This is a genomic window from Streptomyces sp. NPDC093221 (assembly GCF_044753885.1).
In the GTDB taxonomy this organism is placed as follows: domain Bacteria; phylum Actinomycetota; class Actinomycetes; order Streptomycetales; family Streptomycetaceae; genus Actinacidiphila.
Genome location: NZ_JBIVOA010000002.1, coordinates 523,066 through 548,432, shown reverse-complemented (window position 1 = coordinate 548,432; position 25,367 = coordinate 523,066). Strand labels below are relative to the sequence as shown.

At 72.0% G+C, this 25,367-nt stretch carries 22 protein-coding genes; 12 read left to right on the top strand and 10 right to left on the bottom strand.

The features are described from left to right. Positions 1 to 5: 5 nt before the first annotated feature. A complete protein-coding gene (locus ACIQCJ_RS08375) occupies positions 6 to 740 on the bottom strand; it encodes a spermidine synthase (protein ID WP_402711028.1) in 735 nt (244 codons plus the stop codon). Positions 741 to 886: 146 nt separating this feature from the next. On the opposite strand from ACIQCJ_RS08375, the gene ACIQCJ_RS08370 reads away from it, so the two are divergent. Further along, positions 887 to 1,837, top strand: a complete 951-nt coding sequence (locus tag ACIQCJ_RS08370; RefSeq protein WP_402711027.1) for a class I SAM-dependent methyltransferase — start codon at positions 887 to 889, stop codon at positions 1,835 to 1,837. A 170-nt stretch (positions 1,838 to 2,007) separates the two neighbouring features. Beyond that, positions 2,008 to 4,482, top strand: a complete 2,475-nt coding sequence (gene lon, locus ACIQCJ_RS08365; protein WP_402711026.1) for an endopeptidase La — start codon at positions 2,008 to 2,010, stop codon at positions 4,480 to 4,482. A gap of 138 nt (positions 4,483 to 4,620) precedes the next feature. On the opposite strand, the gene ACIQCJ_RS08360 is transcribed toward lon, so the two are convergent. Further along, positions 4,621 to 5,493 carry a lysozyme gene (locus tag ACIQCJ_RS08360; RefSeq protein WP_355344437.1) on the bottom strand — a complete coding sequence of 291 codons (873 nt, stop codon included), beginning with the start codon at positions 5,491 to 5,493 and terminating at the stop codon, positions 4,621 to 4,623. Positions 5,494 to 5,732: 239 nt separating this feature from the next. Here ACIQCJ_RS08360 and ACIQCJ_RS08355 point away from each other — a divergent pair, with 239 nt between their 5' ends. After that, on the top strand, positions 5,733 to 6,146 hold the full coding sequence (locus tag ACIQCJ_RS08355; protein ID WP_355344462.1) for a MarR family transcriptional regulator: 414 nt from the start codon (positions 5,733 to 5,735) through the stop codon (positions 6,144 to 6,146). A gap of 15 nt (positions 6,147 to 6,161) precedes the next feature. Here ACIQCJ_RS08355 and ACIQCJ_RS08350 read toward each other — a convergent pair whose 3' ends face one another. Continuing rightward, a complete protein-coding gene (locus ACIQCJ_RS08350; protein WP_402711025.1) occupies positions 6,162 to 6,920 on the bottom strand; it encodes a hypothetical protein in 759 nt (252 codons plus the stop codon). A gap of 400 nt (positions 6,921 to 7,320) precedes the next feature. On the opposite strand from ACIQCJ_RS08350, the gene ACIQCJ_RS08345 reads away from it, so the two are divergent. From ACIQCJ_RS08345 to ACIQCJ_RS08325, 5 genes are read left to right on the top strand one after another with little or no spacing between them, the layout of a single operon-like run. Then, positions 7,321 to 9,849 carry a nitrate- and nitrite sensing domain-containing protein gene (locus ACIQCJ_RS08345; protein WP_402711024.1) on the top strand — a complete coding sequence of 843 codons (2,529 nt, stop codon included), beginning with the start codon at positions 7,321 to 7,323 and terminating at the stop codon, positions 9,847 to 9,849. Between the two features lie 26 nt (positions 9,850 to 9,875). Beyond that, complete coding sequence (locus ACIQCJ_RS08340; RefSeq protein ID WP_355344428.1) at positions 9,876 to 10,364, top strand: roadblock/LC7 domain-containing protein; 489 nt, start codon at positions 9,876 to 9,878, stop codon at positions 10,362 to 10,364. Then, a complete protein-coding gene (locus ACIQCJ_RS08335) occupies positions 10,364 to 10,756 on the top strand; it encodes a DUF742 domain-containing protein (protein ID WP_188281760.1) in 393 nt (130 codons plus the stop codon). The genes ACIQCJ_RS08340 and ACIQCJ_RS08335 overlap by 1 nt, the downstream gene beginning before the upstream one ends. Beyond that, the gene (locus tag ACIQCJ_RS08330) at positions 10,737 to 11,345 is read left to right on the top strand and encodes an ATP/GTP-binding protein (RefSeq protein ID WP_355344424.1); all 609 of its coding nucleotides are present in this window, start codon (positions 10,737 to 10,739) and stop codon (positions 11,343 to 11,345) included. Before ACIQCJ_RS08335 ends, ACIQCJ_RS08330 begins: the two co-directional genes overlap by 20 nt. Positions 11,346 to 11,397: 52 nt before the next feature. Continuing rightward, complete coding sequence (locus ACIQCJ_RS08325; RefSeq protein WP_402711023.1) at positions 11,398 to 12,654, top strand: styrene monooxygenase/indole monooxygenase family protein; 1,257 nt, start codon at positions 11,398 to 11,400, stop codon at positions 12,652 to 12,654. Between the two features lie 37 nt (positions 12,655 to 12,691). Here ACIQCJ_RS08325 and ACIQCJ_RS08320 read toward each other — a convergent pair whose 3' ends face one another. The 5 genes from ACIQCJ_RS08320 to ACIQCJ_RS08300 form a co-directional block, all read right to left on the bottom strand. Continuing rightward, the gene (locus ACIQCJ_RS08320) at positions 12,692 to 14,050 is read right to left on the bottom strand and encodes an NlpC/P60 family protein (RefSeq protein WP_355344418.1); all 1,359 of its coding nucleotides are present in this window, start codon (positions 14,048 to 14,050) and stop codon (positions 12,692 to 12,694) included. A gap of 269 nt (positions 14,051 to 14,319) precedes the next feature. Continuing rightward, positions 14,320 to 15,996, bottom strand: a complete 1,677-nt coding sequence (locus ACIQCJ_RS08315; protein WP_355344415.1) for a carbohydrate binding domain-containing protein — start codon at positions 15,994 to 15,996, stop codon at positions 14,320 to 14,322. Between the two features lie 200 nt (positions 15,997 to 16,196). Continuing rightward, on the bottom strand, positions 16,197 to 16,460 hold the full coding sequence (locus tag ACIQCJ_RS08310) for a hypothetical protein (RefSeq protein ID WP_355344412.1): 264 nt from the start codon (positions 16,458 to 16,460) through the stop codon (positions 16,197 to 16,199). A gap of 46 nt (positions 16,461 to 16,506) precedes the next feature. Then, complete coding sequence (locus ACIQCJ_RS08305) at positions 16,507 to 17,241, bottom strand: TetR/AcrR family transcriptional regulator (RefSeq protein ID WP_355344409.1); 735 nt, start codon at positions 17,239 to 17,241, stop codon at positions 16,507 to 16,509. An 89-nt stretch (positions 17,242 to 17,330) separates the two neighbouring features. Then, positions 17,331 to 18,224 carry a diiron oxygenase gene (locus tag ACIQCJ_RS08300; protein ID WP_402711022.1) on the bottom strand — a complete coding sequence of 298 codons (894 nt, stop codon included), beginning with the start codon at positions 18,222 to 18,224 and terminating at the stop codon, positions 17,331 to 17,333. Between the two features lie 105 nt (positions 18,225 to 18,329). On the opposite strand from ACIQCJ_RS08300, the gene ACIQCJ_RS08295 reads away from it, so the two are divergent. From ACIQCJ_RS08295 to ACIQCJ_RS08285, 3 genes are all read left to right on the top strand, one after another. Beyond that, positions 18,330 to 19,439, top strand: a complete 1,110-nt coding sequence (locus tag ACIQCJ_RS08295) for a ferritin-like domain-containing protein (RefSeq protein ID WP_355344403.1) — start codon at positions 18,330 to 18,332, stop codon at positions 19,437 to 19,439. Positions 19,440 to 19,469: 30 nt separating this feature from the next. Beyond that, complete coding sequence (locus ACIQCJ_RS08290; protein ID WP_402711021.1) at positions 19,470 to 20,654, top strand: CapA family protein; 1,185 nt, start codon at positions 19,470 to 19,472, stop codon at positions 20,652 to 20,654. A gap of 176 nt (positions 20,655 to 20,830) precedes the next feature. Next, positions 20,831 to 21,712 carry a polysaccharide deacetylase family protein gene (locus ACIQCJ_RS08285; protein ID WP_402711020.1) on the top strand — a complete coding sequence of 294 codons (882 nt, stop codon included), beginning with the start codon at positions 20,831 to 20,833 and terminating at the stop codon, positions 21,710 to 21,712. Between the two features lie 34 nt (positions 21,713 to 21,746). On the opposite strand, the gene ACIQCJ_RS08280 is transcribed toward ACIQCJ_RS08285, so the two are convergent. Beyond that, on the bottom strand, positions 21,747 to 23,207 hold the full coding sequence (locus tag ACIQCJ_RS08280) for a peptidoglycan D,D-transpeptidase FtsI family protein (RefSeq protein WP_402711019.1): 1,461 nt from the start codon (positions 23,205 to 23,207) through the stop codon (positions 21,747 to 21,749). Then, a complete protein-coding gene (locus ACIQCJ_RS08275; protein WP_402711018.1) occupies positions 23,204 to 24,598 on the bottom strand; it encodes an FtsW/RodA/SpoVE family cell cycle protein in 1,395 nt (464 codons plus the stop codon). Before ACIQCJ_RS08275 ends, ACIQCJ_RS08280 begins: the two co-directional genes overlap by 4 nt. Positions 24,599 to 24,705: 107 nt before the next feature. Between ACIQCJ_RS08275 and ACIQCJ_RS08270 the strand changes: the two genes are divergently transcribed. Beyond that, a complete protein-coding gene (locus ACIQCJ_RS08270) occupies positions 24,706 to 25,359 on the top strand; it encodes a pentapeptide repeat-containing protein (RefSeq protein ID WP_402711017.1) in 654 nt (217 codons plus the stop codon). Positions 25,360 to 25,367 lie beyond the last annotated feature (8 nt).

The following is a 25,367-nucleotide window of genomic DNA, read 5'->3' as shown; positions in this document are numbered from 1 at the left end:
CCTGACTACGCGGCGTTGATCGCCAGGTGCACGACATCCGGAACCCCACGCGTCACTTCCACCTCCAGAGTGCGTACTCCGGAGAAGCCCGCGGCCCGCAGCGCGTCCTCGAAACCGGCCGACGGGCTCGCCGACCACACGGCAAGGACGCCGCCGGCCGTCAGCCGGTTCCGGCAGGCCGCGAGGCCCGCGGGGCCGTACAGACCGCCGTTGTCGTCGGTGACCGTCCAGTCCGGGCCGTTGTCGATGTCCAGGCAGAGCGCGTCGTACCGCTCGCCGGGCTCCGCCACGTACGCCACCAGGTCCCGCTCGACCACGGTCACCCGCGGGTCGTCCAGCGCGCCCGCGGAGAACGGCGCGAGCCGCCCGTCGCGGTGCCAGCCGACGACCGCGGACTCGCGTTCGACGACGGTGATCCGGGACCAGCCCGGCCGCGCGGCGGCGCGCGCGAGGGAGAATCCGACGCCGAGACCGCCGATGAGCACCGAGCGGCCGGGCCGGTCCGCGCTGTTCGCCGGTTCTTCGTCCAGGTATTCCAATGCCGCGTCGACCAGAAGGCGTTCGGACCGCCCGTCGGAGGTGTCCATGAGGAAACACCCGTTCGCGATGATCTGGAGCAGGTCGCCGTGCCGTCGCAGCACCACCTCCCCGTACGGGCCTTCCTGCCGGTCGAGCACCACGGGAGCGGTGTGGTCGAAGGCGCGGGTTCCGCTGTAGGAGGATGGGTGTTGGAGGGTCATACGGCCAGTTTGGCGTATGCCGCACGAGGTCATGACCTTATGTCGGCCACCTTTCCATCGGGCGTTAACTGCTCGGTCGTGAGAACTTCATTTCCTCTGCATCGGGGCATGACCTGGGCGGCGAACCGGCGGCGTAAATTCCGCGCATGTCCTCCCTACTGAAGAATCGACTGACCAGGCGGGTGCTCGCCCCCGCTGCCGCACTGGTCGACCGTCGCGTGCAGAGCTCCGCCTCCAAGCTCCGCAAGGAGATCGAGAGCGACCGCAGGTCCCGGGTCGCCGATCTCGACTCGATGCGCAAGAAGGTCGCGGAGCTGGGCGACCAGCAGTTCGCGATCGGTCTGCTCTTCGACAAGACCGGGCGCAGCGGTCCCCGGCTGCCCACCCCGGACCGGATCGACACCCTGGTGCGGGAGATGGTCGCCGTCTCGGGCCGCGACGAGGCCGACGCGCGGCGCAATGTGACGATCGCCTTCCGCAATGTGATCGCGCTCGAAGCCCTGGCCGTCGGCCGCCTGGCCGGTTCCACCTACAACATCTGCGGGAAGCTGGCCACGGTGCCGCTGCTCGACCCGCCCAACGAGGACGTGCTGGAGATCGGCACGTTGCACGGCCTGTTCTCCGCCGCGCTGATGCGGATGCTGCACCGGGCCGGTGTCGAGGCGCGGCTGACCATCGTCGACCCGCTGGCCGGGACGCAGCTCCAGCCGGGCGCCCGGCCGGTCGGCGAGCCCACCGGCACGCCGGTGCGGATGGACGTGGTGCGCGCGAATCTGGCGCTCGGCGGCAAGGCAGGGGAGCGGGCCAGGATCGAGCAGGGCTTCTCCGGCGACCCGGACACCCAGGCCGCGGTCTCCGACCGGAAGTACGGCGTGATCATCGTCGACGGCGACCACTCGGCCGAGGGCGTCATGGCCGACCTGGAGTGGGCAGAGAAGATCGCGGCGCCCGGCGGCATCGTGGTGCTCGACGACTACGGGGACGCCGCCTGGACCGGTGTCCAGGAGGCGGCGGACAAGTACCTGGAGACCGGGGAGTCCCGGTTCGAGATGCTGGGCCGGGTCTCCACCTCGGCCTTCCTGCGCGCCAGGAGCTGACCGGGGGAGCTGCGGGGGACCGCCGGGGTCGGGGATCGCCGGGAGTTGGATCGCGCAGGTCAGGACCGCCGAGGCCGGGGATCGCTGAGAGCGAACGCGCCCCGGGGAACATTCGAAGTGCCCCACGCATTGAGTCGACATAGCTCAACTTGATTGCCGAAGGGGAGATCATGGCTTCGACGCCCACAACGCTCACTCTGCCCGTGCTGCCCCTGTCCGACGAGGTCGTCCTGCCCGGCATGGTCGTGCCGGTCGACCTGTCGGACACGGAGGCGCGGGCCGCGGTGGAAGCCGCGCACGCCGCCGCCGGAACCGGCGGCCTCGCCGGTGACAGCGGCGACAACAAGCCGAAGGTGCTGCTCGTTCCCCGCGTGGACGGGACCTACGCGGGGATCGGGGTGCTCGGCACCGTCGAGCAGGTCGGCCGGCTGTCCGACGGCGACCCCGGCGCCGTGATCCGGGGCCGCTCACGCGTGCGGATCGGGGCCGGTACGACCGGGCCCGGCGCCGCTTTGTGGGTGGAGGGCACGCCGGTGGAGGAACCGGCGCCCGCGGAGTCGCCCGGCACGGTCGCCGAGCTGATGAAGGAGTACAAGGCGCTGGCCACGAGCTGGCTGCGCAAGCGCGGCGCCTGGCAGGTGGTGGACCGGGTCCAGCAGATCGACGACCTGTCCCAGCTCGCCGACAATTCCGGCTACTCCCCTTACCTCACCACCGAGCAGCGCGTGGAGCTGCTGGAGACCCTCGACCCGATGGCCCGGCTCAAGCTGGCCGTCCAGTGGCTGCGCGACCACCTCGCCGAGCAGGACGTGGCCGAGAGCCTGCGCAAGGACGTGCAGGAGGGCATGGAGAAGCAGCAGCGCGAGTTCCTGCTGCGCCAGCAGCTCGAAGCGGTCCGCAAGGAACTGGCGGAGCTGAACGGAGACCCGGAGAACGAGAGCGAGGACTACCGCGCCCGCGTCGAGGCCGCCGAACTGCCGGAGAAGGTCCGCGAGGCCGCCCTGAAGGAGGTCGAGAAGCTGGAGCGCTCCTCGGACGCCTCCCCCGAGGGCTCCTGGATCCGCACCTGGCTGGACACCGTCCTGGAACTGCCGTGGAACACCACGACCGAGGACACCTACGACGTCCCGGGCGCCCGCGCGGTGCTGGACGCCGACCACTCGGGCCTGGACGACGTCAAGGAACGCATCACCGAGTACCTGGCCGTGCGCAAGCGGCGCGCGGACCGCGGCCTCGGTGTCGTCGGCGGCCAGACGGACGCTGCTTCCGGCAAGAGCGGCGGCGGGCGGCGGGCGGGCGGCGCGGTGCTGGCCCTGGTCGGGCCGCCCGGAGTCGGCAAGACCTCCCTCGGCGAATCCGTCGCGCGCGCCATGGGCCGTACCTTCGTCCGGGTGTCGCTGGGCGGCGTCCGCGACGAGGCGGAGATCCGCGGCCACCGGCGTACGTACGTCGGCGCGCTGCCCGGCCGGATCGTGCGGGCCATCAAGGAGGCCGGGTCGATGAACCCGGTGGTGCTGCTCGACGAGATCGACAAGGTCGGCTCCGACTACCGGGGCGACCCGGCGGCGGCGCTGCTCGAAGTCCTCGACCCGGCGCAGAACCACACGTTCAGGGACCACTACCTGGAGGTCGAACTCGACCTGTCCGACGTGGTGTTCCTGGCCACCGCCAACGTCCTGGAGACCATCCCCGAGCCGCTGCTCGACCGGATGGAGCTGGTCAGGCTCGACGGCTACACCGAGGACGAGAAGGTCGTCATCGCCCGCGACCACCTGCTCCCGCGCCAGTTGGAGCGGGCGGGCCTGGCCGAGGACGAGGTGGCGCTGGAGGAGGAGACGCTGCGCAGGCTGGCGGGCGAGTACACCCGCGAGGCGGGCGTCCGCAATCTGGAGCGCACCGTCGCCCGGATATTGCGCAAGATCGCGGCGCGGCACGAACTGGGCGACCAGGAACTGCCGTTCACCGTCCGCCCCGACGACCTGCGGGCGCTGATCGGACGGCCGCATCACGTACCGGAGTCCGCGCAGGACCCGGAGGAGCGGCGCACGGCGGTGCCGGGCGTGGCCACCGGGCTCGCGGTGACCGGCGCGGGCGGTGACGTCCTCTACATCGAGGCGTCGCTGGCCGACCCGGAGACCGGCGGATCGGGACTCCAGCTCACCGGCCAACTGGGCGACGTCATGAAGGAGTCGGCGCAGATCGCGCTGTCCTTCCTGCGGTCGCACGGCGCGGAGCTGGAACTGCCGGTCGGCGACCTCAAGGAGCGCGGCGTCCACCTGCACGTGCCCGCGGGCGCGGTGCCGAAGGACGGGCCGAGCGCCGGTGTCACCATGACCACCGCGCTGGCGTCGCTGCTCAGCGGGCGCCGGGTCCGTACCGACGTCGCCATGACCGGCGAAGTGTCCCTGACCGGACGGGTGCTGCCGATCGGCGGCGTCAAGCAGAAGCTGCTCGCCGCGCACCGCGCCGGGATCACGACCATCGTCATCCCGAAGCGGAACGAGGCGGACCTGGACGACGTCCCGGCCGAGATCCTGTCGGCCCTCGACGTCCACCCGGTCAGCGACGTCCGCCAAGTCCTGGCGCTGGCGCTGGAGTCGGCCTCCGCCGAGGCCGCCGAGGCGGAGGTGCCGCTGGCCGCCTGACGGCCTCCGGCCGCGGGTCCGGTCGAAGACCGCGGTCCGGCCGTGAAGACCGCGGTCCGGCCCTGAACACGCGAGTTCCCCGCACCCTTGGGACGAGGGTGCGGGGAACTCGTGCGTGCGGGAGCCGCCGCGAGGTGACTAGCCCAGGGCGAGGGCCTGGAGACGGGACAGGTCTCCGTTGAAGCGGTCCTGGTCACCGGGGAAGGTGCCGGCGTCGCCGTACTGCCAGAAGGTGTAGAAGCCGTAGCCCGCGGGCAGGGTGCCGACCGTGCTGGTGTACTTCGCGATCCAGATCGGGCTGGTGGTGGCGAAGCCGCTGTTGTTCCCGGTGCAGGTGTTCCACCAGTCGAAGGTGGTGTAGATGACCGGGTAGACACCCTCGCGCGCGTGGTACTGGTTGGCGAAGGCGTGGATCCAGCTCACCATGCTGGCCTGGCTCAGGCCGTAGCAGGTCGCGCCGTAGGGGTTGTACTCGATGTCCAGCGCGCCCGGCAGCGTCTTGCCGTCGCCGGACCAGCCGCCGCCGTGGGCGATGAAGTAGTCGGCCTGCGCGGCGCCGCCGGAGGTGTCGGGGGTGGCGAAGTGGTACGAGCCGCGGATCATGCCCACGTTGTACGACCCGTTGTACTGCTGCGTGAAGTACGGGTTGGTGTACGACGTGCTCTCGGTCGCCTTGACGTAGGCGAACTTGCCGCCGTTCGCCCACGCGGTGGCCCAGTTGACGTTCCCCTGGTAGCCGGAGACGTCCATGCCGAGCGTCTGCGTCGCCATCGGGGTGACGGTCCCGGCGGACGACGACGAGGAGGCGCTGGAGCCCTCGTGCGCCTTGATGGTGGAGCCCATCCAGTCGAGTTCGGGGTGCGTGAGGTGCCCCGTGCCGCTCGCCGCGCTGGCGGAGCCGGGCAGGACGAACACCATCGCGAGCATGGTGACGAACAGACCGGCCAGCAGGCCGAGCCTCTTCCGGACCGAGCCGGGGCCGTGCACGACGGAGAGATCTCCGTGGGACATTCGTGCCTCCATGGTGGGGACTCGGCATGGCCTTGCAGTGGCCATGACAGATTTGAAGGTAGAGGCGCGACTCCGGGCGTGAAAGGGGGTCAGGAAACCGCCGATGGTCTACTCCTGCGAAATACTTGACGTGCTGCGGAAACAACCGTGAGTGAAGGAAACTTTCAGGCGTTGAAAGCGGGAACGGTGTGAACGAGGCGAGACAGGCGGCGGAAGCGGCCGGATCCGACGACAGCGACATGGACGCGCTGGAGCGCGAACTGACCGTGCTGTTCCGGCGCGCCCGCGCCACCTCGGGCGACCTCGCCCGCGCCGTCCACCCGGAACTGGAACCCGCCGCGTACGGCCTGCTGGTCCGGCTGGAGGAGACGGAACCCGAGCGCGCCACCGAACTCGCGGCGTACTTCGGGGTCGGAAAGGCCACCATGAGCCGCCAGTTGCGGGCCATGGAGGAACTGGGCCTGGTCACCCGCGAGCCCGACCCCGCCGACGGCCGCGCCTTCCTGATGCGCCTGACCGCCGAGGGCCGCGAGCGCTTCTCCCGCGTCCGCACCGCCCGCCGCGAGCGCTACCTGCGCCAGCTCATGGCCTGGGACCGCACGGACGTCGCGGAGCTGGCCCGCCTGCTCCAGCGCCTGAACAACGAGGAGTAGCGCGCCCCCGCGCGGCTACAGCTCCACCAGGACCGCTGTCGCGTCGTCGTGGCGCTTTCCGCCGGGGGACTCCTCGGCGGCCTCGCGGGCGCGCACGCGGGCGATCAGGGCCTCGGGGCCCGCCTTGCGGAGCAGGGTGAGGACATCGGGCCAGGCGTCGTCGCCGAACACCTCGACGGTACGGGCGGCGCCGTCGGTGAGCGCGGCCAGCGCGCGGACCCGGGAGCGCGGGGTGCGGCCGGTGACGGCCCGCGAGACGACGGCGGGATCGGCGGCGGCGGTGAAGAAACCGCCCTCCAGATTGCGCAGCGGCCCGACCCGTACGCCCGCGGCGCGCAGCCGGTCGATCCGGTCGTCCAGCACCGCGGTCACCTCGCCGTCCGGCGACTCCAGCAGCAGCGCCGAGTCCGACAGCACCAGGTGCTCGACGTACTCCTCGTCCCAGCGGACGGCGACCACCGTGGCCTGCGGGGTGAGCGGGTGAGAAAGATCACAGGTGTCACGGTGTGCCGCGGCCGTCCTGCCGATCGCGGCGGACAGAGCGTCGGGAAGCGTCATCTCCGGCCGGGAAACGGACAGTTCGAGCAACGCGCCGCCGAGCCGGGCGGTGAACCACGGCACCGAGTGCACGCAATCTCCGTTGTCCGGCGGCGGCGTCACCCCGTCCAGCAGGACCACGGCGCCGCCCTGCCCGGAAGCGGGCAGGGCCACGGAGACGAAGTCCTCGTTCGGACGGTCGGGGGTGCCGGGCGCGGTGGCCGTCTCGATGCGCATGGGACCAGTGTGCGGGACCCGCGGGTACGGACGGCGGCCCGCGGGTGTCCCGGCGGTGGCCGGACGGCGGCTCCCCGGCACCCCGCGCGGCGGCCCGGCGTTCGAAACCGCGCCCCCCGCGGACGGCCCCATTGGTACGGACCGGGGCGCACGGGCCTATGCGCGCGGGCATCCTGCCAAAGGTCGCAGCACCGCGCCAGTGCCGTCCACGCCGGGCGAAGTGTCCCCGCGCACGCCGGACTTGTCGGTCAACTCCTCGTTGCGATTCACTCGTTCGAGTGTCCGGGGGAGCGACGCGTGGCACCTCTCCGGGCGGGGCTGCAAGGGTCGGAGGGACTTCTGCATATTCCCCGGGGACACTCCCGGGCCCGCCGGCGATACGTGATTGCGAGCACCGAAGTTGCGTGAACGACGTCAACCGCGAGAGCGGAGGGTCCGGCAGCGTCTGCTCGCCGCCCTGCTCGTCTGCGCCGTGACCGTCCTGGCCGCCGCCGCTCCAGGCGTCGCCCTCGCGGTCCGCGACCTGTCGCGGGCCCAGGACCGGGCGGACGCGGCCCAGCTCACCACCCGCGCCACCGTGCTCGCCCACTCCCTCGCCGACGAGCGCGACGACCTCGCCGCCTTCGCCGCCGACGGCCGTGACGCGGCCAACGGCGACGGCCTGCCGGAGGACAGCCGCTCCCGCGTCGACCGCCAGGTCCAGGACGTCGCCGCCGACGCCCCCGCCGGCCTGCGGACCGCGCTCGCCGCGCTGCCCCGCGTCCGGCAGGGCGCCCTCGGCGGCGACGGCGGCCCGCAGAGCGTCATCAGCGCCTACCAGCCGCTGCTCGACGCCCTCGGCAGGACCGCGGGCCCGGTCACCGCGCCGCTGACCCGCGCCGTCACCGCCGCCGCCGTCCAGCGCGGCCTGCTGGTCGCCGCGCTCACCGCGGGCGGCACCCAGCCGGAGCTGACCGCCGCGGCCCAGGTCGCCCACGTCCAGGAACAGGCCGCGCTCGCCGAATTCCGCGCCACGGCCCCCGCCGACCTGCGCGGCCAGTACGACCAGACCGTCACCGGCGCCGACACCGCGCAGGCCGACCGCGACCTCGCCCAGCTCCTCGACGGCGGGCAACTCACCCGCTCCGACCGGGCGCTGGGCGCGAAACCGGTCAACGCGGCGCTGACCGCCAGGATCGGCCTGATGCGTACGGTCGAGGCGTCCGCCGCCACCGACGAGGCCCGCGCCGCCGCCCACGACCGCGACGACGACGTCACCGCGCTGGAGCTGCGGGCCGCGCTCGCCGCGCTCTGCCTGCTGCTCGTGGTGGGCGTCCTCGTCACCGTCTTCCGCAGCCTCACCCGCCCGCTGGCCGCGCTGCACCGCTGGTCCCGCGCCGACGCCGAGAGCGGCCAGGGCGCCGAGGTGACCGGCACCGACGAATTCGCCGCCGTCGCCCGCCGGGCCAACGCGCTGACGCAGGAGGCCCAGGCGCTGCGCTCGCGCTCCGCCGACCTGGCCGCCGACCGCATCCGCGCGCTCGGCGTGCACGGGGCGCTCTCCGCCGAGCGGGACACGCTGCTGCGCCGCCAGGACGAGCTGACCCGGCAGCTCGCCGCCGCCACCACGCAGGGCGCCGCGCAGCTCACCTACGTCAACCTCAGCCTGCGCACCCTCGGCCTGGTCGAGCGTCAACTCACCCTGATCGAGGGCCTGGAGGACCAGGAGCAGGAGCCGGACCGGCTGGAGACCCTGTTCAAGCTGGACCACCTCGCCACCCGCATGCGGCGCAACAGCGAGAACCTGCTGGTCCTCACCGGCACCGAGCACAGCCACGGCGCCGCCGCCCGCCCGGTCCCGCTGGTCGACGTGGCACGCGCCGCGATCTCCGAGATCGAGCGGTACGACCGGGTACGCATCCAGGTGCTCGCCGTCGCCCGGATCGCGGGCCGCGCCGCCGACGACATCAGCCACCTGCTGGCCGAACTCCTCGACAACGCCACCTCCTTCTCCGCCCCGCACGCCGAAGTGCACCTGTCCGGCTGGCTGCTGGAGAGCGGCGAGGTCATGCTGTCGGTCGAGGACGCGGGCATCGGCGTACCGCCGGAACGCCTCGGCGAGCTCAACGCGGTACTCGCCGACCCCGACCCGGCCCCGCCCGGCACGGTCTCCGGCATGGGCCTGTACGTGGTCTCCCGGCTCGCCCACCGGCACGGCGTCCGGGTGCAGTTGCGCCCGCAGAAGCTCGGCGGCACCGCCGCCGTCGTCGTGCTGCCGCGGGTCCTGCTTCCGGCCGCGCAGCCCGACGAGCAGCCCGCCACGCCGGTGGAGGCCGCGCTGGCGGGCGAGCCGATGCCCGCGGCCACGACGCCGGCCGGCGCCGGGGCCGACGCCCCGTCAGCCCCGGAACCGGCCGCCGAAACCGCCACCGCCGCACCGGAGTTCGGCCGGGCGCCCGCGCCCGCCGCCGACCCGGCCGTACCGCGCCAGACCGAGCACACCCGCCCGGCTCCCGACGGCGGGACCGCGCCAGGACAGGGCGCCTCCCGGCCCAGGCACCGTAGGGTGTCCGCAGCCGACACGCCTGCCGCGCCCGTCGGCGGCAGCCTCACCGGCAAGGGCCTGCCGCAGCGGACCCCGCGCAGCACCGGTCTGACCGGAGAGCCCGCGACGCGCGAGCCACAGCGCGGGGGACCGGTCGACGCCGAGGCGCTGCGGCGCAAACTGGGCGGTCTGCAAAGGGGATTGCAGGCCGGACGGCGGGACGTCGAGGAGGAGATCACCAGCGGATCAGGACCGGTCGCCGGGGCAGGAGTGGTGATACCGGAGCAGGGAGCCGGAGCGGGACCGGGAGCGGTGGAGGGCACCGCGGTCACGACCACGGACGTGCGAGGGGACGACCAGGGGGACGCAGGCCCAGCCGAAACCGTTGAGGAGGCGACCCGTTGAACGCGGTCGGCACGCAAACGAAGGACTTGAGTCATGAGGCGCGCAATCTCCAGTGGCTGTTGCAGAGCTTCGTCGAGGAGGTGCACGGCGTCCGCTCGGTCGCCGTGGTCTCCTCCGACGGTCTGCTGCTGATCACCTCGCACGCCGAGGCCGACGCGTCGCCGCCCCCCGCGCCGCCGGCCGACGAGGACCCGGCGGTCCCCGCCCCGCGGAAGAACCCCGCGGGGGACCGCGGCGACCTCGCCGCCGTCGTGTCGGGCCTGGCCTCCCTCACCGTCGGCGCGGCGAAGCTGATGGACGGCGGCAAGGTCCGGCAGACCACCGTCGCGATGAGCGACGGCGCGTTGTTCGTCATGTCGATCAGCGACGGCTCGCTGCTGGGCGTGCACGCGGGCGCCGACTGCGACATGAGCGTCATCGCCTACCACATGGCCCTGTTCGTCGGACGGGCCGGACACGTCCTGACCCCCGCACTGCGCAGTGAGCTGCGCCACGCCCTGGAGAGTGCCCGCTGATGCCGTCGCTGCCCCAACGCGGAGCCGACCGGCGCACCGCGCGCGTACGCCCGTACGCTTTGACCGGCGGTCGCACGCGGTTCGGCCATGTGCTCATGGTCGAGACGTTCGTGGCCACCGTTGACGGTCCGGGCGAACAACTCGCCCTCACCAGGGGCGACTGGGCCGAGCGCGTGATGCCCGAGCTGCGGGCGATCGTCGAACTGTGCCGCAGAATGCGGTCGGTGGCCGAGATCTCCGCACTCCTGCGGATGCCGCTCGGCGTCGTCCGTGTCCTGATCAGTGACCTGGCGGACCAGGGAAGGATCCGCGTGTACGGAACCGGGCACGGGCCCGGCAGCCCCGACCGCGCGCTGCTCGAAAGGGTGCTCAGTGGACTTCGCAGGCTCTGACCAGCAGGACGGCCTGCAAGAGTGGCAGAAGGAACGCGGCAGGGCGCCGGTCTCCACGAAGATCGTGGTGGCGGGCGGCTTCGGCGTGGGCAAGACCACCTTCGTCGGCGCCGTCTCCGAGATCGCACCGCTCACCACCGAGGCGGTGATGACCCAGGCCAGCGAGGCCGTCGACGACCTCGCCGCCACTCCCGACAAGACCACCACCACGGTGGCCATGGACTTCGGCCGGATCACCCTGGACCAGGACCTGGTGCTGTACGTCTTCGGCACGCCGGGACAGCAGCGCTTCTGGTTCATGTGGGACGACCTCGTGCGCGGCGCGATAGGCGCGGTCGTGCTCGCCGACACCCGCCGACTGGCCGACTGCTTCCCGGCGTTGGACTACTTCGAGGGCACCGGTCTGCCCTACACGGTCGCCGTCAACCAGTTCGAGGGCACGGCGCAGTACACCCCGGACGACGTCCGTGAGGCACTGGCCGTACCCGCCCACATCCCCGTATTGGTGATCGACGCTCGCAAGCGGTATTCAGTGGTGGAGGCGCTGCTGGCGCTGGTCGGGCACGCGCTGTCCGAACAGCCCATGTAGTGGCCGCGGTTGCCGCCGCCTTACGAAGTCCATCGACCTGAAGCGAGCCGTTGTGCGCAAGATACTCATCGTCGGAGCCGGGCAGGCCGGGCTCCAACTCGCCCTGGGCCTCCAGTCCCAGGGCTATGACGTCACCGTGATGTCCAACCGGACCGCCGACGAGATACGCGGCGGCCGGGTGATGTCCACCCAGTGCATGTTCGCCACCGCGCTCCAGCACGAACGCGACCTCGGGCTGAACTTCTGGGAGGACCAGGCGCCGCGCATCGAGGGAGTGGGTGTCTCCGTCTCCGCGCCCGACGCCTCACGGCCGATCGACTGGGTGGGCAGGCTGCGCGGTCACGCGCAGTCCGTCGACCAGCGGGTGAAGATGGCCGGCTGGATGGAGACCTTCGCCGAGCGCGGCGGCAAGCTCGTCATCCACGGTGTGGCCGTATCGGATCTGGACTACTTCTCCCGCGCCTACGACCTGGTGCTGGTGGCCGCGGGCAAGGGCGAGATCGTCTCCATGTTCCGCCGGGACGCCGCCCGTTCGCCCTACGACGCCCCCCAGCGGGCGCTCGCGGTGTCGTATGTGCACGGACTCGGGCCGCGCCCCGAGCACCCCGACTTCTTCGCGGTGCGCTGCAATCTGGTGCCGGGCGTCGGCGAGTTGTTCGTGATGCCGACGCTGACCACCTCGGGCCCGGCCGACATACTCTTCTGGGAGGGCGTGCCCGGCGGCCCGGTCGACGTCTTCCAGGGCGTCAAGGACCCCGCGGAGCAGCTCCGCCTCACACTTGACCTGATGCGCCGCTTCACGCCGTGGGAGTACGACCGGGCGGGCTCGGTCGAGCTGACCGACGCGGGCGGCACGCTCGCCGGGCGGTACGCGCCGACCGTGCGCGAGCCGGTCGGTGAACTGCCCTCGGGCGGGCTGGTTCTGGGCGTCGCGGACGTCGTGGTGGCCAACGACCCGATCACCGGCCAGGGTTCCAACAACGCCGCCAAGTGCGCGGCCTCGTACCTGGCGAGCATCGTCGAGCGCGGCGAGCTGCCCTTCGACCGCGCGTGGATGCAGAGCGCCTTCGACCGCTACTGGAACCACGCGGCGCCGGTCACCAAGTGGACCAACGCGATGCTCTCGCCGCCGCCGGAGCACGTCCTCGGCCTGATCGGCGCGGCGGGCGGGCTCCAGCCGGTCGCCGACCGCTTCGCCAACGGCTTCGACGACCCGGCCGACTACGAGGAGTGGTTCTTCGACCCGGAGCGCGCCGGGGCGTATCTCGCCGAGGCGCAGGCCGCGGCGGGCGCCGGGCCCTCCGCCTAGGCGTCGGACCCGGCTCCCACGAGCCGCCGGACAGGCCCTAGCTCGCGCCCCCGCTCGCGGTGGCGGAGGGCGTGGGCGTCGGGCCGCCGGACGGGGTGTCCGAGGGCGTCGGCGTCGGGGTGATCCTCGGCGGCGGCGTGCTCTCGCCCGGGGTCGGCCGGGTGACGGGACCCGTGGAGTGCGGCGGCGGCGTGGCCGGCGCGGTGCCGGTCGACCCGCCGGAGGTCCTGGGCTTGGGCGCCGGGGGCGTCACCTGCGGGCTGAACGGCGTCGGCTGCTCGGCCTGCTTGGGGATCTTCGGCAGGGTGTAGTCCCCGGCCGGGGCGCTGCCGAGGTCGGGGCGGACGGCGCCCAGTATCGGGTTGGCGGCGATCGGCGAGACCTTCACCACCGAGCCGGGGCGCGGCGCCTGGACCACCAGGCCGTCGCCGATGTAGATCGCCACATGGGTGGCGCCGGAGAAGTAGATCACCAGGTCGCCGGGGCGCAGCAGTTCGAGCGGCACGTGCGGGAGCCGCGCCCACTGCTCCTGGCTGGTGCGCGGGATGGTCACCCCGGCGTGCGACCACGCCTGCGAGGTCAGCCCCGAGCAGTCGAAGGAGTCCGGACCCTGCGCGCCCCACACATACGGCTTGCCGAGCTGCATGAAGGCGTAGCTGATGGCCCGCTTCCCCGCGTCGGACGGCAGGCGGCTGTCGGCGTCGGAACCCAGCGCCTTGGAGTCGAGGAACTCCTGCTGCGCCTTATTGACGCCCTTTTCCTCCAGCGACTGCAATTCGCTGATCTGCACGCCGGTGAGCCCGGCCAGTATCGACTCGACCTCCTGGAGGCGCTTTTCCACCGTGTTCTTCTGCGCCTGCTGGACGGCCAGCGCGGACTGCGCCTTGTCCAGCGCCTGCTGCGCCTGGGTGTTCAGCTCGTTCAGCCGCTGCTCGCCGCTGGTCAGCTCGGCCAGCACGTCCTGCTGGTGGTCGGCGGCCCGGTCCAGGACGTGCCGCTGCCCGAAGAAGTCCTGCGGGGTCTGGCCGGTCAGCATTGACAGGTACGGCGACACGCTGCCGTCCTTGTACATCTGGCGGGCCATCAGACCCACCTCGTCGCGCTTGTCCGCGACCGAGACCCGCTGGTCGGCGAGTTGTGCGTCGACCTGGTCGGCCTGGGCGCGCTGCCGGTCGGCGGTCTCCTTGGCCTTGTTGAACGACTCGGTCGCCGTCTCCGTCTGCGCGTAGAGGGTCTGGAGCCTGGTCAGCAGATCGGGCAGCGAGACCTCCGCCGCGGGCGGTGGGTCGTAGGGTCGCGCCGCCGCTTGCTGGGCCGGCAGGGCGAGTGCCGCGGCGGCGAGCAGAGTGCCGCAGACCGCGGCCGAACGCAGCCACCTCCTGGTACCTCGGGCCACTGACTACCCCTCATCTCCCGTAACCGGTCGGTAACACGCTACGCGATCCGCATCCTGCCACGAATTGTCATATGTTCGACAGAGGGAATAGGCGATTCCGCGCAACCCGGTCACTCTCACAGGTGATCTTCGCCGTGCGATCACCTTCCGGACATAAAAAGCGTACGGCCCGGTCACCGCCCTCGGCGGCCGGGCCGTACGCGTTTCAGGAGCCGTCACCGGCTCGGTCGAAGGCCGCCGACGGATCGGCGGGGGGATCTGCGGGCGGTTCAGCCGAAGTAGCTGGTGAAGTTCTTCTGGAACTCCCAGTTGCTGAACTTGTCCCAGTTCACCGACCACGTCATCAGGCCGCGCAGCGCGGGCCAGGTGCCGTGGGTGGTGTAGCCGCCGCAGTTGGTCTTCTTGGTCAGGCAGTCGAGCGCCTGGTCGACGGCGGCCGGGGCGGTGTAGCCGTTGCCCGCGTTGACGGAGGCGGGCAGGCCGATCGCGACCTGCGAGGGGGCGAGCGCCGGGAACATGTTGGCGGTGTTGCCCGCCACCGGGAAGCCGGTGAGGAGCATGTCGGTCATCGCGATGTGGAAGTCCGCGCCGCCCATGGAGTGGTACTGGTTGTCCAGGCCCATGATCGAGCCGGAGTTGTAGTCCTGGACGTGCAGCAGCGTCAGGTCGTTGCGCATCGCGTAGATCACCGGCAGGTACGCGCCGCAGCGCGGGTCCTGGCCGCCCCACGGGCCCGAGCCGTAGTACTGGTAGCCCATCTGGACGAAGAACGTCTCGGGCGCCATCGTCAGCACGAAGCCGCTGCCGTACTTGGCCTTGAGCGTCTTCAGAGCCGAGATCAGGTTGACGATCACCGGGGTGGTCGGGTTCTTGAAGTCGGTGTCACCGGTGTTCAGGGACAGCGAGTGGCCCTCGAAGTCGATGTCGATGCCGTTCAGGCCCCAGGTGTCGATGATGCCGCTCACCGAGGAGACGAAGGCGTCGCGGGCGGCCGTCGTGGTGAGCTGCACCTCGCCGTTCGCGCCGCCGATGGACAGCAGCACCTTCTTGCCCTTGGCCTGCTTGGCCTTGATCGCGGCCTTGAAGTCCGCGTCGGACTCCACTCCCGGGCACTCGCTGGCCGAGCAGCGGGTGAAGTGGATGCTGCCCGAGGTCGGCGAGCTGGTCTCGCCGAACGCCAGGTCGATGATGTTCCAACTGTCCGGCACGTCCGCCAGCTTGGTGTAGCCGGAGCCGTTGGCGAACGTCTCGTGCAGATAGCCGACCAGCGCGTGGGTGGGCAGTCCGCCGGAGGGCGGGGGCGAGGTCGGGGGAGTGGTCGGCGGCGTCGTGGGAGGCGTCGTCGGCGGGGTGGTGGGGGGAGTGGTCGGGGGCGTCGTGGGCGGAGTCGTGGGCGGCGTGGTCGGCGGGGTCGTGGGCGGCGTGGTCGTGCCGCTGCCGGGGCCCTGGAGCGAGACGTCGTCGGCGAGGTACGCGGGCTGGCCGTACCAGCCGTGCACGTAGACCGCCGCGCTGGTCTGGCTCGCACCGGTGGTGAAGGACACGCTCAGCGCCGCGTAGCCGCTGCCCGTGCCGGGCGTCCACGTACTGGTGCCGCCGTCCACGCCGAGGTAGACGTACGCGCCCTTGACCTGGGCGGTCAGGGTGTACGTGGTGTTCGGCGCGACGGACACGTTCTGCTTGCACTGCGCGGTGCCGCTCGCGCTCGGGGTGCCCTGGAGGGCGTAAGTGCCGCTGTGCGCCTGGCCGCTGACGACGGCGGCGGTGCCCGCGTCGCAGCTCCAGCCGGACAGGCCGCCGGTCTCGAAGCCGCCGTTGGTCAGGAACTCGCCCGCGCTGGCGGACGGGGCGAGCGCCACGAGCCCGCCGAGCGCGACGGCGCCCGCGAGGGTGGCGGAGGCGGCGATGAAGGTTCTGCGTCTGTTGCGCGGTGCGGTGGAGAGCATGGGGGGATGCTCCTTCGGTGAGGACGGCGCATGTCACCGCGCAGCAAACAGGTCCAGACCAATGCGTGTCAATGGTCCGGACCAATACCCGGCCCTTTGACCTGTGGAACCGTCCGGTTCGGCCGCCTTTGCGCCGCGCGCCGCGCGGCCCGGTCCGACGCGATGTCCCGCGTGGCCGCGCGGGCCCGTCCGGCGGGGCGTCAGGCGCCTTTGCGCCAGGGCCACTTGGGGCCGTCCGGGCGGTTGCCCTCCGGGTCGTACACGAAGACCCAGCGGGTACGGCGGGAGCCGCGCGGGCCGGGGCTGGGCTCGCGGTGGTAGACGTGCACCACCGGCGGACCGCCCTCGGGCGTGGGTACGGGCACGGTGTAGACGCGCGGCGGCTGCCCGGTCATCCCGGCGAGCACGCCGAGCACCCGCCCGTCCAGCGGGCCCCCGACGAATTCCGTGTCCTCGTGTCTCACCCGCTCAGGATGGCACGGCGGGCGGCGCGGGGTTCCCCGGTCGGGGTCAGGAGGGGTCGGGGAGCAGATGTGCGACCGCGTCCGCGATCGGCGCGAGCCGCCGCGCCAGCCCGCCGGCCGGGCTGCTCGGGGTCTCCAGCGCCAGCGCGCGGGCGGCGGCCTCCGCGGCCTCCGGGTCGGTCGTCGCGGTCACCAGCAGCAGCCCGATGAAGTGGTCCACCAGCCACGCCCGCAGCTCCGCGACCGGCGGCTGCTTGCCCTCGTCCAGCCAGATCAGCGATATCGCCTCCACGCAGGCGATCCACGACCTGACCATCATCGCCAGCCGCGGCCCCGGCGCCGTCACCCCGAGGTGGTGCAGCACCTGCTCCGCGGCCCTGCGCCGTACGTCGTCCACGATCGCGTCCGTACGGCTGGTCTCGGCGACGCTGCCGCCGCGCAGCAGCGCCCCGTACGCCGCGTCGTGCTCGTCCACATACGCCAGGTAGCGGTCCAGCGCGTCCGCGAGCCGTTCGGTCGGCGGCCCCTGCGAGGGGACGCCGAAGCGGCCGATCAGCTCCTGCGCCGCGTCGTGCACCGCGGCCTCGTACAACTGCTGCTTGCCGCCGGGGAAGTAGCGGTAGACCAGCGGCCGGGAGACCCCGGCCGCCGCCGCGACGTCGTCGACCGACACGTCCTCCGGCCGCCGGTGGCCGAACAGGTCGACGGCGGCGGCCAGCAACTGCGTACGGCGCTGCTCGACGCTCATCCGGCGGTATGCGGGCGCCGCGCTGCTGGTCATGTCCAGCAGACTATCCGCCCGCACACGTGAACGGGTCGGCCCGGGCGCGGGGCTTCGCACGGGTGTCCGGGTCCGCGGGCGCGGCCGGGTCAGCCGAGCAGTCCGGACGAGCGCCACAGCTTGCGGCTCGGGCCCTTGATCAGCCCGATCTCGTCCAGGAAGTCCATCAGCCGCTTCGCCGACTGCCGCATCACCTCGCGGCGGTGCGGGCTGGTGCGGGCCGCCTCGGCCGCCCGGACGGGGTCGAGGCCCACCGACGCGTAGACCTGCGGGCTGATCAGCGAACGGGCGATGGTCCTGGCGGCCTGCGCGGAGGTCAGCCGGGTGAATTCGACCTCCCAGCGCGGCGCCGTCACCATCTGGCGGCGCAGCTCCTCGCGGGCGTAGCGGATGTGCCGGGCCTCCTCGACCACGTGAATCCGGGTCACACCCTGGACGAAGGGCTGCACGCGGTCGTCGGGGAAGGTCAGCCGCTGCATCCAGTCCAGGATCTCCTCGGCCAGCAGCGTGCCGGTGAAGGCGCCGGGCGTGGTGGACACCGTCTTGATCAGCCGGCCGAGATTGTGGTCGAGCCTGCTGGGGCGGTAGGTGGGCGTGCCCATCTTCGTCACGGCCCGCGCGAACATCTTCGAGTGCCGGCACTCGTCGGCGATCTCCGTCAGCGCGTACCGCACATGGTTGCTGGTCGGGTCCAGGTCGTAGGTGTGCCGCAGCAGGAGCTGCATGAGGATCGTCTCGAACCAGACGCCGATCGAGCACAGCGACGCCGCCTCGTGGCGGCTCAGCTCGACGCGCTGCTCCTGCGACATCCGCTGCCACAGCGGGGTGTCGTACAGCGACACCAGCTCCGGCGGCCAGAACCACTTGCCTTCCTCGAAGGGCGCGTCCCAGTCCAGCTCGGTGTCCGGGTCGAACGAGTGCTTGGCGGACGCGGCCAGCAGCCGCTCCGCGGTCTTCTCGCGGTCGATCAGGCTGGTGTCCATCGTGAAGTGGCCTCCGGCGCATGAGGGTTACCTGCGGTACGACTCTTATGAGACTCTGTGTCAACAAGCCCGTCAAGACCCCGCGCACGTGGAATGGAGCCGCCGATGTCGACGGAAGCCCTGTACACGCAACCGCCCACCGAGTGGATCTGGCAGGTCCCGGCCCAGGGCGCCGCCCGCTTCTCCTGGGAGTACGGCGACGGCCGCGAACGCCTGCTCGCCCTCTACCAGAAGGGCAAGGACAAGCAGTGGGACGCGGCCAAGCGCATCGCCTGGGACCTGGAGGTCGACCCGTACGACCCGCTCGGCACCCCCGACGAGGCCATGTCCATCTACGGCAGCCGCTACTGGGACGCGATGAACGCCCGCGACCGCGGGCTGCTGCGGCAGCACTACACCTCCTGGCAGTTCAGCCAGTTCCTCCACGGCGAGCAGGGCGCGATGATCTGCGCCGCCCGGATCGTGGAGTCCGTCCCCGACCTCGACGCGAAGTTCTACTCCGCCACCCAGACCATGGACGAGGCCCGGCACGCCGAGATCTACGGCCGCTTCCTCCAGGACAAGGTCGGGATGGTCTACCCGATCAACGACAACCTCCAGGCGCTGCTCGGCGACACCCTGCGCGACGCGCGCTGGGACATGCCCTACCTCGGCATGCAGGTGCTCATCGAGGGCCTGGCGCTCGCCGCCTTCGGCATGATCCGCGACACCACCACCAAGCCGCTGCCCAAGCAGATCCTGGCCTACGTCATGCAGGACGAGGCCCGGCACGTCGCCTTCGGACGGATGGCGCTGCGCGACTACTACAAGCAGCTCACCGACGCCGAACTGCGCGAGCGCGAGGACTTCGTCATCGAGGGCTGCTACCTGATGCGCGACCGGCTGCGCGGCCTCGAAGTCCTGGAGAACTTCGGCATCCCCACCGCCGAGGCCGCCGAGATGACCGAACGCTCCGAATTCCTGCACCTGTTCCGCAAGCTGCTCTTCAGCCGCATCGTGCCGTGCGTGAAGGACATCGGCCTGTGGGGACCCCGGCTCCAGAAGGCGTACCTCGACATGGGCGTCTTCGACCTCGGTGACTCCAACCTCGACCAGCTCATGGACGAGGACGAGGAGATCGCGGAGAAACTCGACGCGGAACGCTTCGCCGCCGAGGAGCAGGCCCGCGTGGCCGAGGTCACCGACGCCATCGCGCAGGGGGCGGCCCCGCACTGACCTACGGCGAGCGGATCGTACGCTTGTCCGATGAACGAGGGAGCCGGACCGGAATCGCGGCGCGAGACCCGCCGGGCCAGAGCACGCCGCCGACGCAGAAACACCGTCGTCGGCGGTACGGCGCTGCTGCTCGTCGCCGCCGGTTCCCTGTACGTGGCCTACGGCCGCGGCGGCTCCACCGAGGCCGGACCCGCACCGGACTCGCGCACCGCCGCGACCGGCGGCGCCGCGCCCTCCTCGACGCCGCCGGCGGCCGCCGCCGCGCGCCCGGCCGAGCCCGTCGGCACCGTCACCCTCGCCTTCGCCGGGGACGTGCACTTCACCGAGCGGACGGCGAACCGGCTCGGCATCGACCCGGCGCTCGGACCGATGTCGACGGCGCTGGCCGCCGCCGACTTCTCGATGGTCAACCTGGAGTCCGCGATCACCACGCGCGGCACCCCGCAGCCGAAGAAGTACCACTTCAGGACCGGCCCCGACGCGCTCGCCGCGCTCCAGCGGTCCGGCGTCGACGCCGTCACCATGGCCAACAACCACGCCGTGGACTACGGCGCCCAGGGCCTGGCCGACAGCCTCGCGGCCAAGCGCGCCGCGCCGGTCCCCGTGGTCGGCATCGGCGCCGACGCGGCGGAGGCGTACCGCCCGTACACCGAGACGGTCAACGGCGTACGCCTCGCGGTCGTCGCCGCCAGCCAGGTCTACGACATCACCAACGAGAACTTCCGGGCCACCGCCACCGCCCCCGGCATCGCCTCCGCGCTCGACCGCCCCCGGCTGCTGAAGGCGGTCAGGGACGCCAAGGCGCACGCCGACGTCGTGGTGGTCTATCTGCACTGGGGCACCGAGGGCCAGAGCTGCCCGGGGCCCGAGCAGAAGTCGATCGCGGCCGACCTGTCGGCGGCCGGGGCCACCGCGGTCGTCGGCACCCACGCCCATGTGATGCTCGGCTCCGGCATGCTCGGCCCGACCTATGTGGCCTACGGGTTCGGCAACTTCCTCTGGTACGGCTCCTCGCCGTACCCGCACTCCGACGAGACCGGCGTCACCACACTGACCGTCCGCCGCGGCAAGGTCACCCGCGCCGTCTTCGCGCCCGCCCTCGTCGACGGCGCGGGCGTACCGCAGCCGCGGACCGGCGCGGCGGGGCAGCGGATCACCGACCGGTACGAGCAGTTGCGCCGGTGCGCCGGGCTGACGTCGCCACCAGGGAGTTAGCCGGACGTCCGGGTTCTGTAACGGCAGTGTCGCCGACGTGCCCATGGCGGAACCGACGCGGAGGCAGCAGCATCTATTCGGTCGCGGAGCCGGGGGGACGGCCGGCCGTGCGGACAGCGCGTGGAACACGGCGCGGACCGGGTCGATGGAATCAACGAGGCGGGCGGGTACAGACGATGACCGGAGGGCGATTCTCGGTGGGGCGACTGAGGACGATGCCGCAGGCGGCGGCCATCACGATGGCGGTCCTGGTGGTGGTGATCGCGTCGGTGGCCACCGCGGTCCTGGCACACGGGCACGGCAAGGCGTCGGCGAACAACGGCACCGGCGTCATCGGGGGGGTGAACGGCGGCGGCAAGGGCGGCGCCAACGGGAGCGACGGCGGCGGTACGGGCGCGGGTTCGACCGGCCCGTCCAGTACGCCCACCAGCCACATACCCACCGTGGCCGCGGTGCCCGACACGATCGTGCACGCGCCGGAAGCCGCGGGCAAGGCCGTCAACATCACCATCGACGACGGACCCGACCCGGTCTGGACGCCCAAGGTGCTCGACGTCCTCAAGCAGCACGGCGTCCACGCCACCTTCTGCATGATCGGCCCGCAGGCCAAGGCCCACCCCGATCTCGTACGCGCCGTCGTCGCCGCGGGACACCGGCTGTGCGACCACACCGTGACCCACGACGAGTCGATGGACCACAAGCCCTTCGCGTACCAGCAGAAGGAGATCATGGACGCCTACGCCATGATCGAGGAAGCCTCGGGCGGCGCGCCCGTGCAGTACTACCGCGCCCCCGGCGGCGCCTTCACCCCGGCCAGTCGCGCGCTCGCCGCCCAGCACGGCATGCGCCCGCTCGGCTGGAACGTCGACACCAAGGACTACACCAAGCCCGGCGTCGGCACGATCGTGCAGACCATCAAGTACGAGCTGAGCAACGGCCCGACGATCCTCTTCCACGACGGCGGCGGCGACCGTGAGCAGACCGTGGACGCGCTGGAGCAGATCCTGCCCTGGCTCAAGGGGCAGGGCTACGCCTTCAGCTTCCCCAAGGTGAAGTGACCGCCGTCGCACGGTACTTGTCCCCGACGGCACGTCAGCGCGCGTTCAGCACCGCCTGCATGACCGCCCGCGCGACGGGCGCCGCGTTCCCGCCGCCGGAGATGTCCGCCCGCACCGCCTCCGCGTCCTCGACGACCACCGCCACCGCCACCGACGCCTGCGTACCGCCCGGCGGCTTCGCGTAGGAGATGAACCAGGCGTACGGCGTCCCGGTGTTGTCCACACCGTGCTGCGCGGTGCCGGTCTTGCCGCCGACGACGACACCGGGGATCGCCGCGTTGGTGCCGGTGCCGTCGGTGACCACCGCCTCCATCAGCTGCTGGAGCTGCTGCGCGGTGCCCTCGCTCATCGCCCGGTGCAGCGTCCGCGGCCCGTCGGCGGAGACCGTCGCCCCGCTGTGGTTGGTCACCGAGTCCACCAGGTACGGCGCCATCAGCACCCCGCCGTTGCCGACCGCCGCCGCCACCATCGCCATCTGCAACGGCGTCGCGGTCGTGTCGAACTGCCCGATCGAGGAGAGCGCCACCTGGTCGGGGCTCATCCACGTGTCGAAGTTGCTCTTCGCGACGGACGGCGGAATCCGCAGCCGCGTGTCGTTGAAGCCGAACGCCTGCGCCTGCGCCCGCATCCCGGCCAGCCCCACGTCGGCGCCCAGCTTGGCGAAGACGGTGTTGCACGACACCCGGAAGGCGTCGTACATGCTGGCGTTGGCGCAGCCGCCGCCCTCGTTGGTGAGCGTGGCCGTCGAACCCGGCAGCCGGTACGGATCGGGGGAGCGCGTCGGCGCCAGCAGATCGGTGACCTTGCCGCTCTGGAGCGCGGCGGCGGCCGTGACGACCTTGAACGTCGAACCCGGCGGATACGTCTGCCGGATCGCCCGGTCCAGCATCGGCTGACTTGTGTCCGTGGTCATCCGCGTCCACGCGTCGTTCACCGCCGCGCCGGTGCCCGACAGCGCCGCCGGGTCGTAGGACGGCGACGACACCAGCGCCAGAATCCGCCCGGTCGCCGGATCCACCGCGGCCACCGCGCCCCTGCGGCCCGCGAGGCCGCTGTACGCCGCCCGCTGCGCCGCCGCGTCGATCGTGGTGTGCACATCGCCGCCGCGCTGCCGCGCCCGGGTGATCTCGTTCCACAGCGGCACCGACGCCAACTGCGAGGCCGTGCCCGACAGCACCCCGTCCTCGGTGCCCTCCAGCAGCGTCGTGCCGTACGTCTGCGAGGCGAAGCCGGTCACCGGCGCGTACAGCGGCCCGTCCGCGTACGTCCGCTGGTACCTCAACTGGCCGCCCGCGTCGCGTGATCCGGTCACCGGGGAGCCGCCGACGAGGATGTCGCCGCGCGGCTGGTGGTAACGGGTGATCGCGATCCGCCGGTTGGCCGGGTTGCCGTCGTACGCGGACGCCTTGACGACCTGCACCCGCGCCGCGTTGAGCAGCAGCGCGACCAGCAGCAGGAAGCAGAAGGCGGCGGCGTGCCGCACACAGCGGATCACCGGGTCCGCTCCAGCGGCGTGAGCTGGTCCGGCGGCCCCTCGGGCAGATCGGGCGCCGGGCGGCGGGCGCTGTCGCTGAGCCGGATCAGCAGCGCCACGATGATCCAGTTGGTCACGACCGACGAGCCGCCCTGCGCGAGGAACGGCATCGCCATGCCCGTCATCGGAATCAGGTCCATCACCCCGCCGGTGATCACGAAGACCTGGAGCGCCAGGATCGAGGCCAGGCCGACCGCGAGCAGCCGCCCGAAGGGGTCGCGCAGCGCGAGCCCGGCCCGGAAGCCGCGCGCCACCAGCAGCGCGTACAGCAGGAGCAGCGCGGTCAGTCCGAACAGGCCCAGCTCCTCGCCCGCGGTGGCCAGGATGAAGTCCGACTTCGCGGCGAAGCCGATCAGCGCGGAGTGGCCCTGGCCGAGTCCGGTGCCGAGCACCCCGCCGTTGGCGAAGGCGAACAGCGACTGCGAGATCTGGTTGGGGCCGATGCCCGCGTCGATGGTCGCGAAGGGGTGCAGCCAGTCCTGCACCCTGCTGTGCACGTGCGGCTCCAGCGCGCCGACCGCGCACGCGCCCACTCCGGCGAGCAGCAGCCCCACGGCGATCCAGCCGGTCCGCCCGGTCGCCACGTACAGCATGATCACGAACAGGCCGAAGAAGAGCAGCGAGGTGCCCAGGTCGCGCTCGACCACCAGGACGCCGACGCTGAGCAGCCAGATCGCCACCACCGGGCCCAGCACGCGGCCGGTGGGCAGTTGCAGCCGCCACACCCGGCGGCCCGCGTACGCCAGCGCCGCGCGGTTGGCCGACAGGTAGGCGGCGAAGAAGACCGCGAGCAGCACCTTGGCGAACTCGCCCGGCTGGAAGGAGAATCCGGCGACCCTGATCCAGATCTTCGCGCCGTTGATCGCGGGGAAGAAGATCGGCAGCACCATGAGCAGCAGCGCGGCGGTCACGCTGATGTACGCGTAGCGGGCCGGTGTCCTGTGGTCGCGCAGCGCCAGCACCACCGCGATGAACAGCGCCACCCCGAGCGTGGACCAGATCAGCTGGGTGGGCGCCGCCCGGCCGCCGAGCACCGGCTCCAGGTCGAGGCGGTAGATCAGCACCAGGCCGAAGCCGTTGAGCAGCACGGCGATCGGCAGCAGCAGCGGATCGGCGTAGGGGGCGCGGGCCCGGACCGCGAGGTGGGCCAGGAGCGCGAGCACGCCCAGGCCCGCCCCGTAGGCCGCGGCGTCGGGCGGCACCGCGCCGTTCCTGGCCAGGCCGACCTCGGCGTAGCCGTACACCGAGATCAGTACCGCGGCGACGATCAGCGACAGCTCCACACCGCGGCGGCGGGGCATCCGCAGGGCGGCCGGGGGAGCGTCCGCCGCCGCGGCGCTGGTTGCGCTCATGGGCTGCAACCTAGCAAGGGGTGGGGTGTATGTCCCTTAAGTCGGCTTCCCGGTGGGCCGCCGATGCCTCACGGGGCGCTGTCGGAGGTGCCGCGTACGCTGGCCGAGTGACACCCCCGGACGAACTCGCCGACCTTCCGTACGCCGATCTGCTGCGTCCTCACACCGGCCCGCTGGCCGTCGAAGGGGACTACGACACCGTCCACTTCGACCGCCTCGCCTTCGAGGACGAGGCGGCCAACGGCTCCCGCTTCCTGGAGTGCGCGGTCACCGACTGCACCTTCACGGACACCACCCTGCGCCGGTCCCGGATCAACGACCTGTGGGCCACCGGCAGCCGCTTCACGGGCGTCTCGCTCGCTGAGAGCGACTGGCTGGACTCCTCGCTCACCGCCTGCTCGCTGGCGGGCGTGGAGGCGTTCGGAGCCGTGCTGCGCCGGGTCACCTTCCGGCGCTGCAAACTGGACTCCGTGAATCTGCGCGCCACCGCCCTGTACGACGTGGCCTTCGAGGACTGCGTCCTGCGCGACGTCGACTTCGGCGAGGCCAAGCTGAACGGGGTGACCTTCCCCGGCAGCAGCATCGAGCGCGCCCGGCTCGGCCGCGCGACGCTGAAGAAGGCCGACCTGCGCGGCGCGGTCACCATCGACCTCGCCGACGGATACGAGTCGCTGCGCGGCGCCGTCATCAGCTCCTCGCAGCTTCTCGACCTCGCCCCCGCGCTCGCCCAGACCCTGGGCATCACGGTCACGGACCGATAGGAGAATTC

Bases quoted from the DNA above. Each gene is read 5' to 3' on its own strand.
- ACIQCJ_RS08375 (WP_402711028.1), bottom strand. From the start codon at position 740: ATGACCCTCCAACACCCATCCTCCTACAGCGGAACCCGCGCCTTCGAC.
- ACIQCJ_RS08370 (WP_402711027.1), top strand. From the start codon at position 887: ATGTCCTCCCTACTGAAGAATCGACTGACCAGGCGGGTGCTCGCCCCC.
- lon (WP_402711026.1), top strand. From the start codon at position 2,008: ATGGCTTCGACGCCCACAACGCTCACTCTGCCCGTGCTGCCCCTGTCC.
- ACIQCJ_RS08360 (WP_355344437.1), bottom strand. From the start codon at position 5,493: ATGTCCCACGGAGATCTCTCCGTCGTGCACGGCCCCGGCTCGGTCCGG.
- ACIQCJ_RS08355 (WP_355344462.1), top strand. From the start codon at position 5,733: ATGGACGCGCTGGAGCGCGAACTGACCGTGCTGTTCCGGCGCGCCCGC.
- ACIQCJ_RS08350 (WP_402711025.1), bottom strand. From the start codon at position 6,920: ATGCGCATCGAGACGGCCACCGCGCCCGGCACCCCCGACCGTCCGAAC.
- ACIQCJ_RS08335 (WP_188281760.1), top strand. From the start codon at position 10,364: ATGCCGTCGCTGCCCCAACGCGGAGCCGACCGGCGCACCGCGCGCGTA.
- ACIQCJ_RS08315 (WP_355344415.1), bottom strand. From the start codon at position 15,996: ATGCTCTCCACCGCACCGCGCAACAGACGCAGAACCTTCATCGCCGCC.
- ACIQCJ_RS08305 (WP_355344409.1), bottom strand. From the start codon at position 17,241: ATGACCAGCAGCGCGGCGCCCGCATACCGCCGGATGAGCGTCGAGCAG.
- ACIQCJ_RS08300 (WP_402711022.1), bottom strand. From the start codon at position 18,224: ATGGACACCAGCCTGATCGACCGCGAGAAGACCGCGGAGCGGCTGCTG.
- ACIQCJ_RS08295 (WP_355344403.1), top strand. From the start codon at position 18,330: ATGTCGACGGAAGCCCTGTACACGCAACCGCCCACCGAGTGGATCTGG.
- ACIQCJ_RS08290 (WP_402711021.1), top strand. From the start codon at position 19,470: ATGAACGAGGGAGCCGGACCGGAATCGCGGCGCGAGACCCGCCGGGCC.
- ACIQCJ_RS08285 (WP_402711020.1), top strand. From the start codon at position 20,831: ATGACCGGAGGGCGATTCTCGGTGGGGCGACTGAGGACGATGCCGCAG.
- ACIQCJ_RS08275 (WP_402711018.1), bottom strand. From the start codon at position 24,598: ATGAGCGCAACCAGCGCCGCGGCGGCGGACGCTCCCCCGGCCGCCCTG.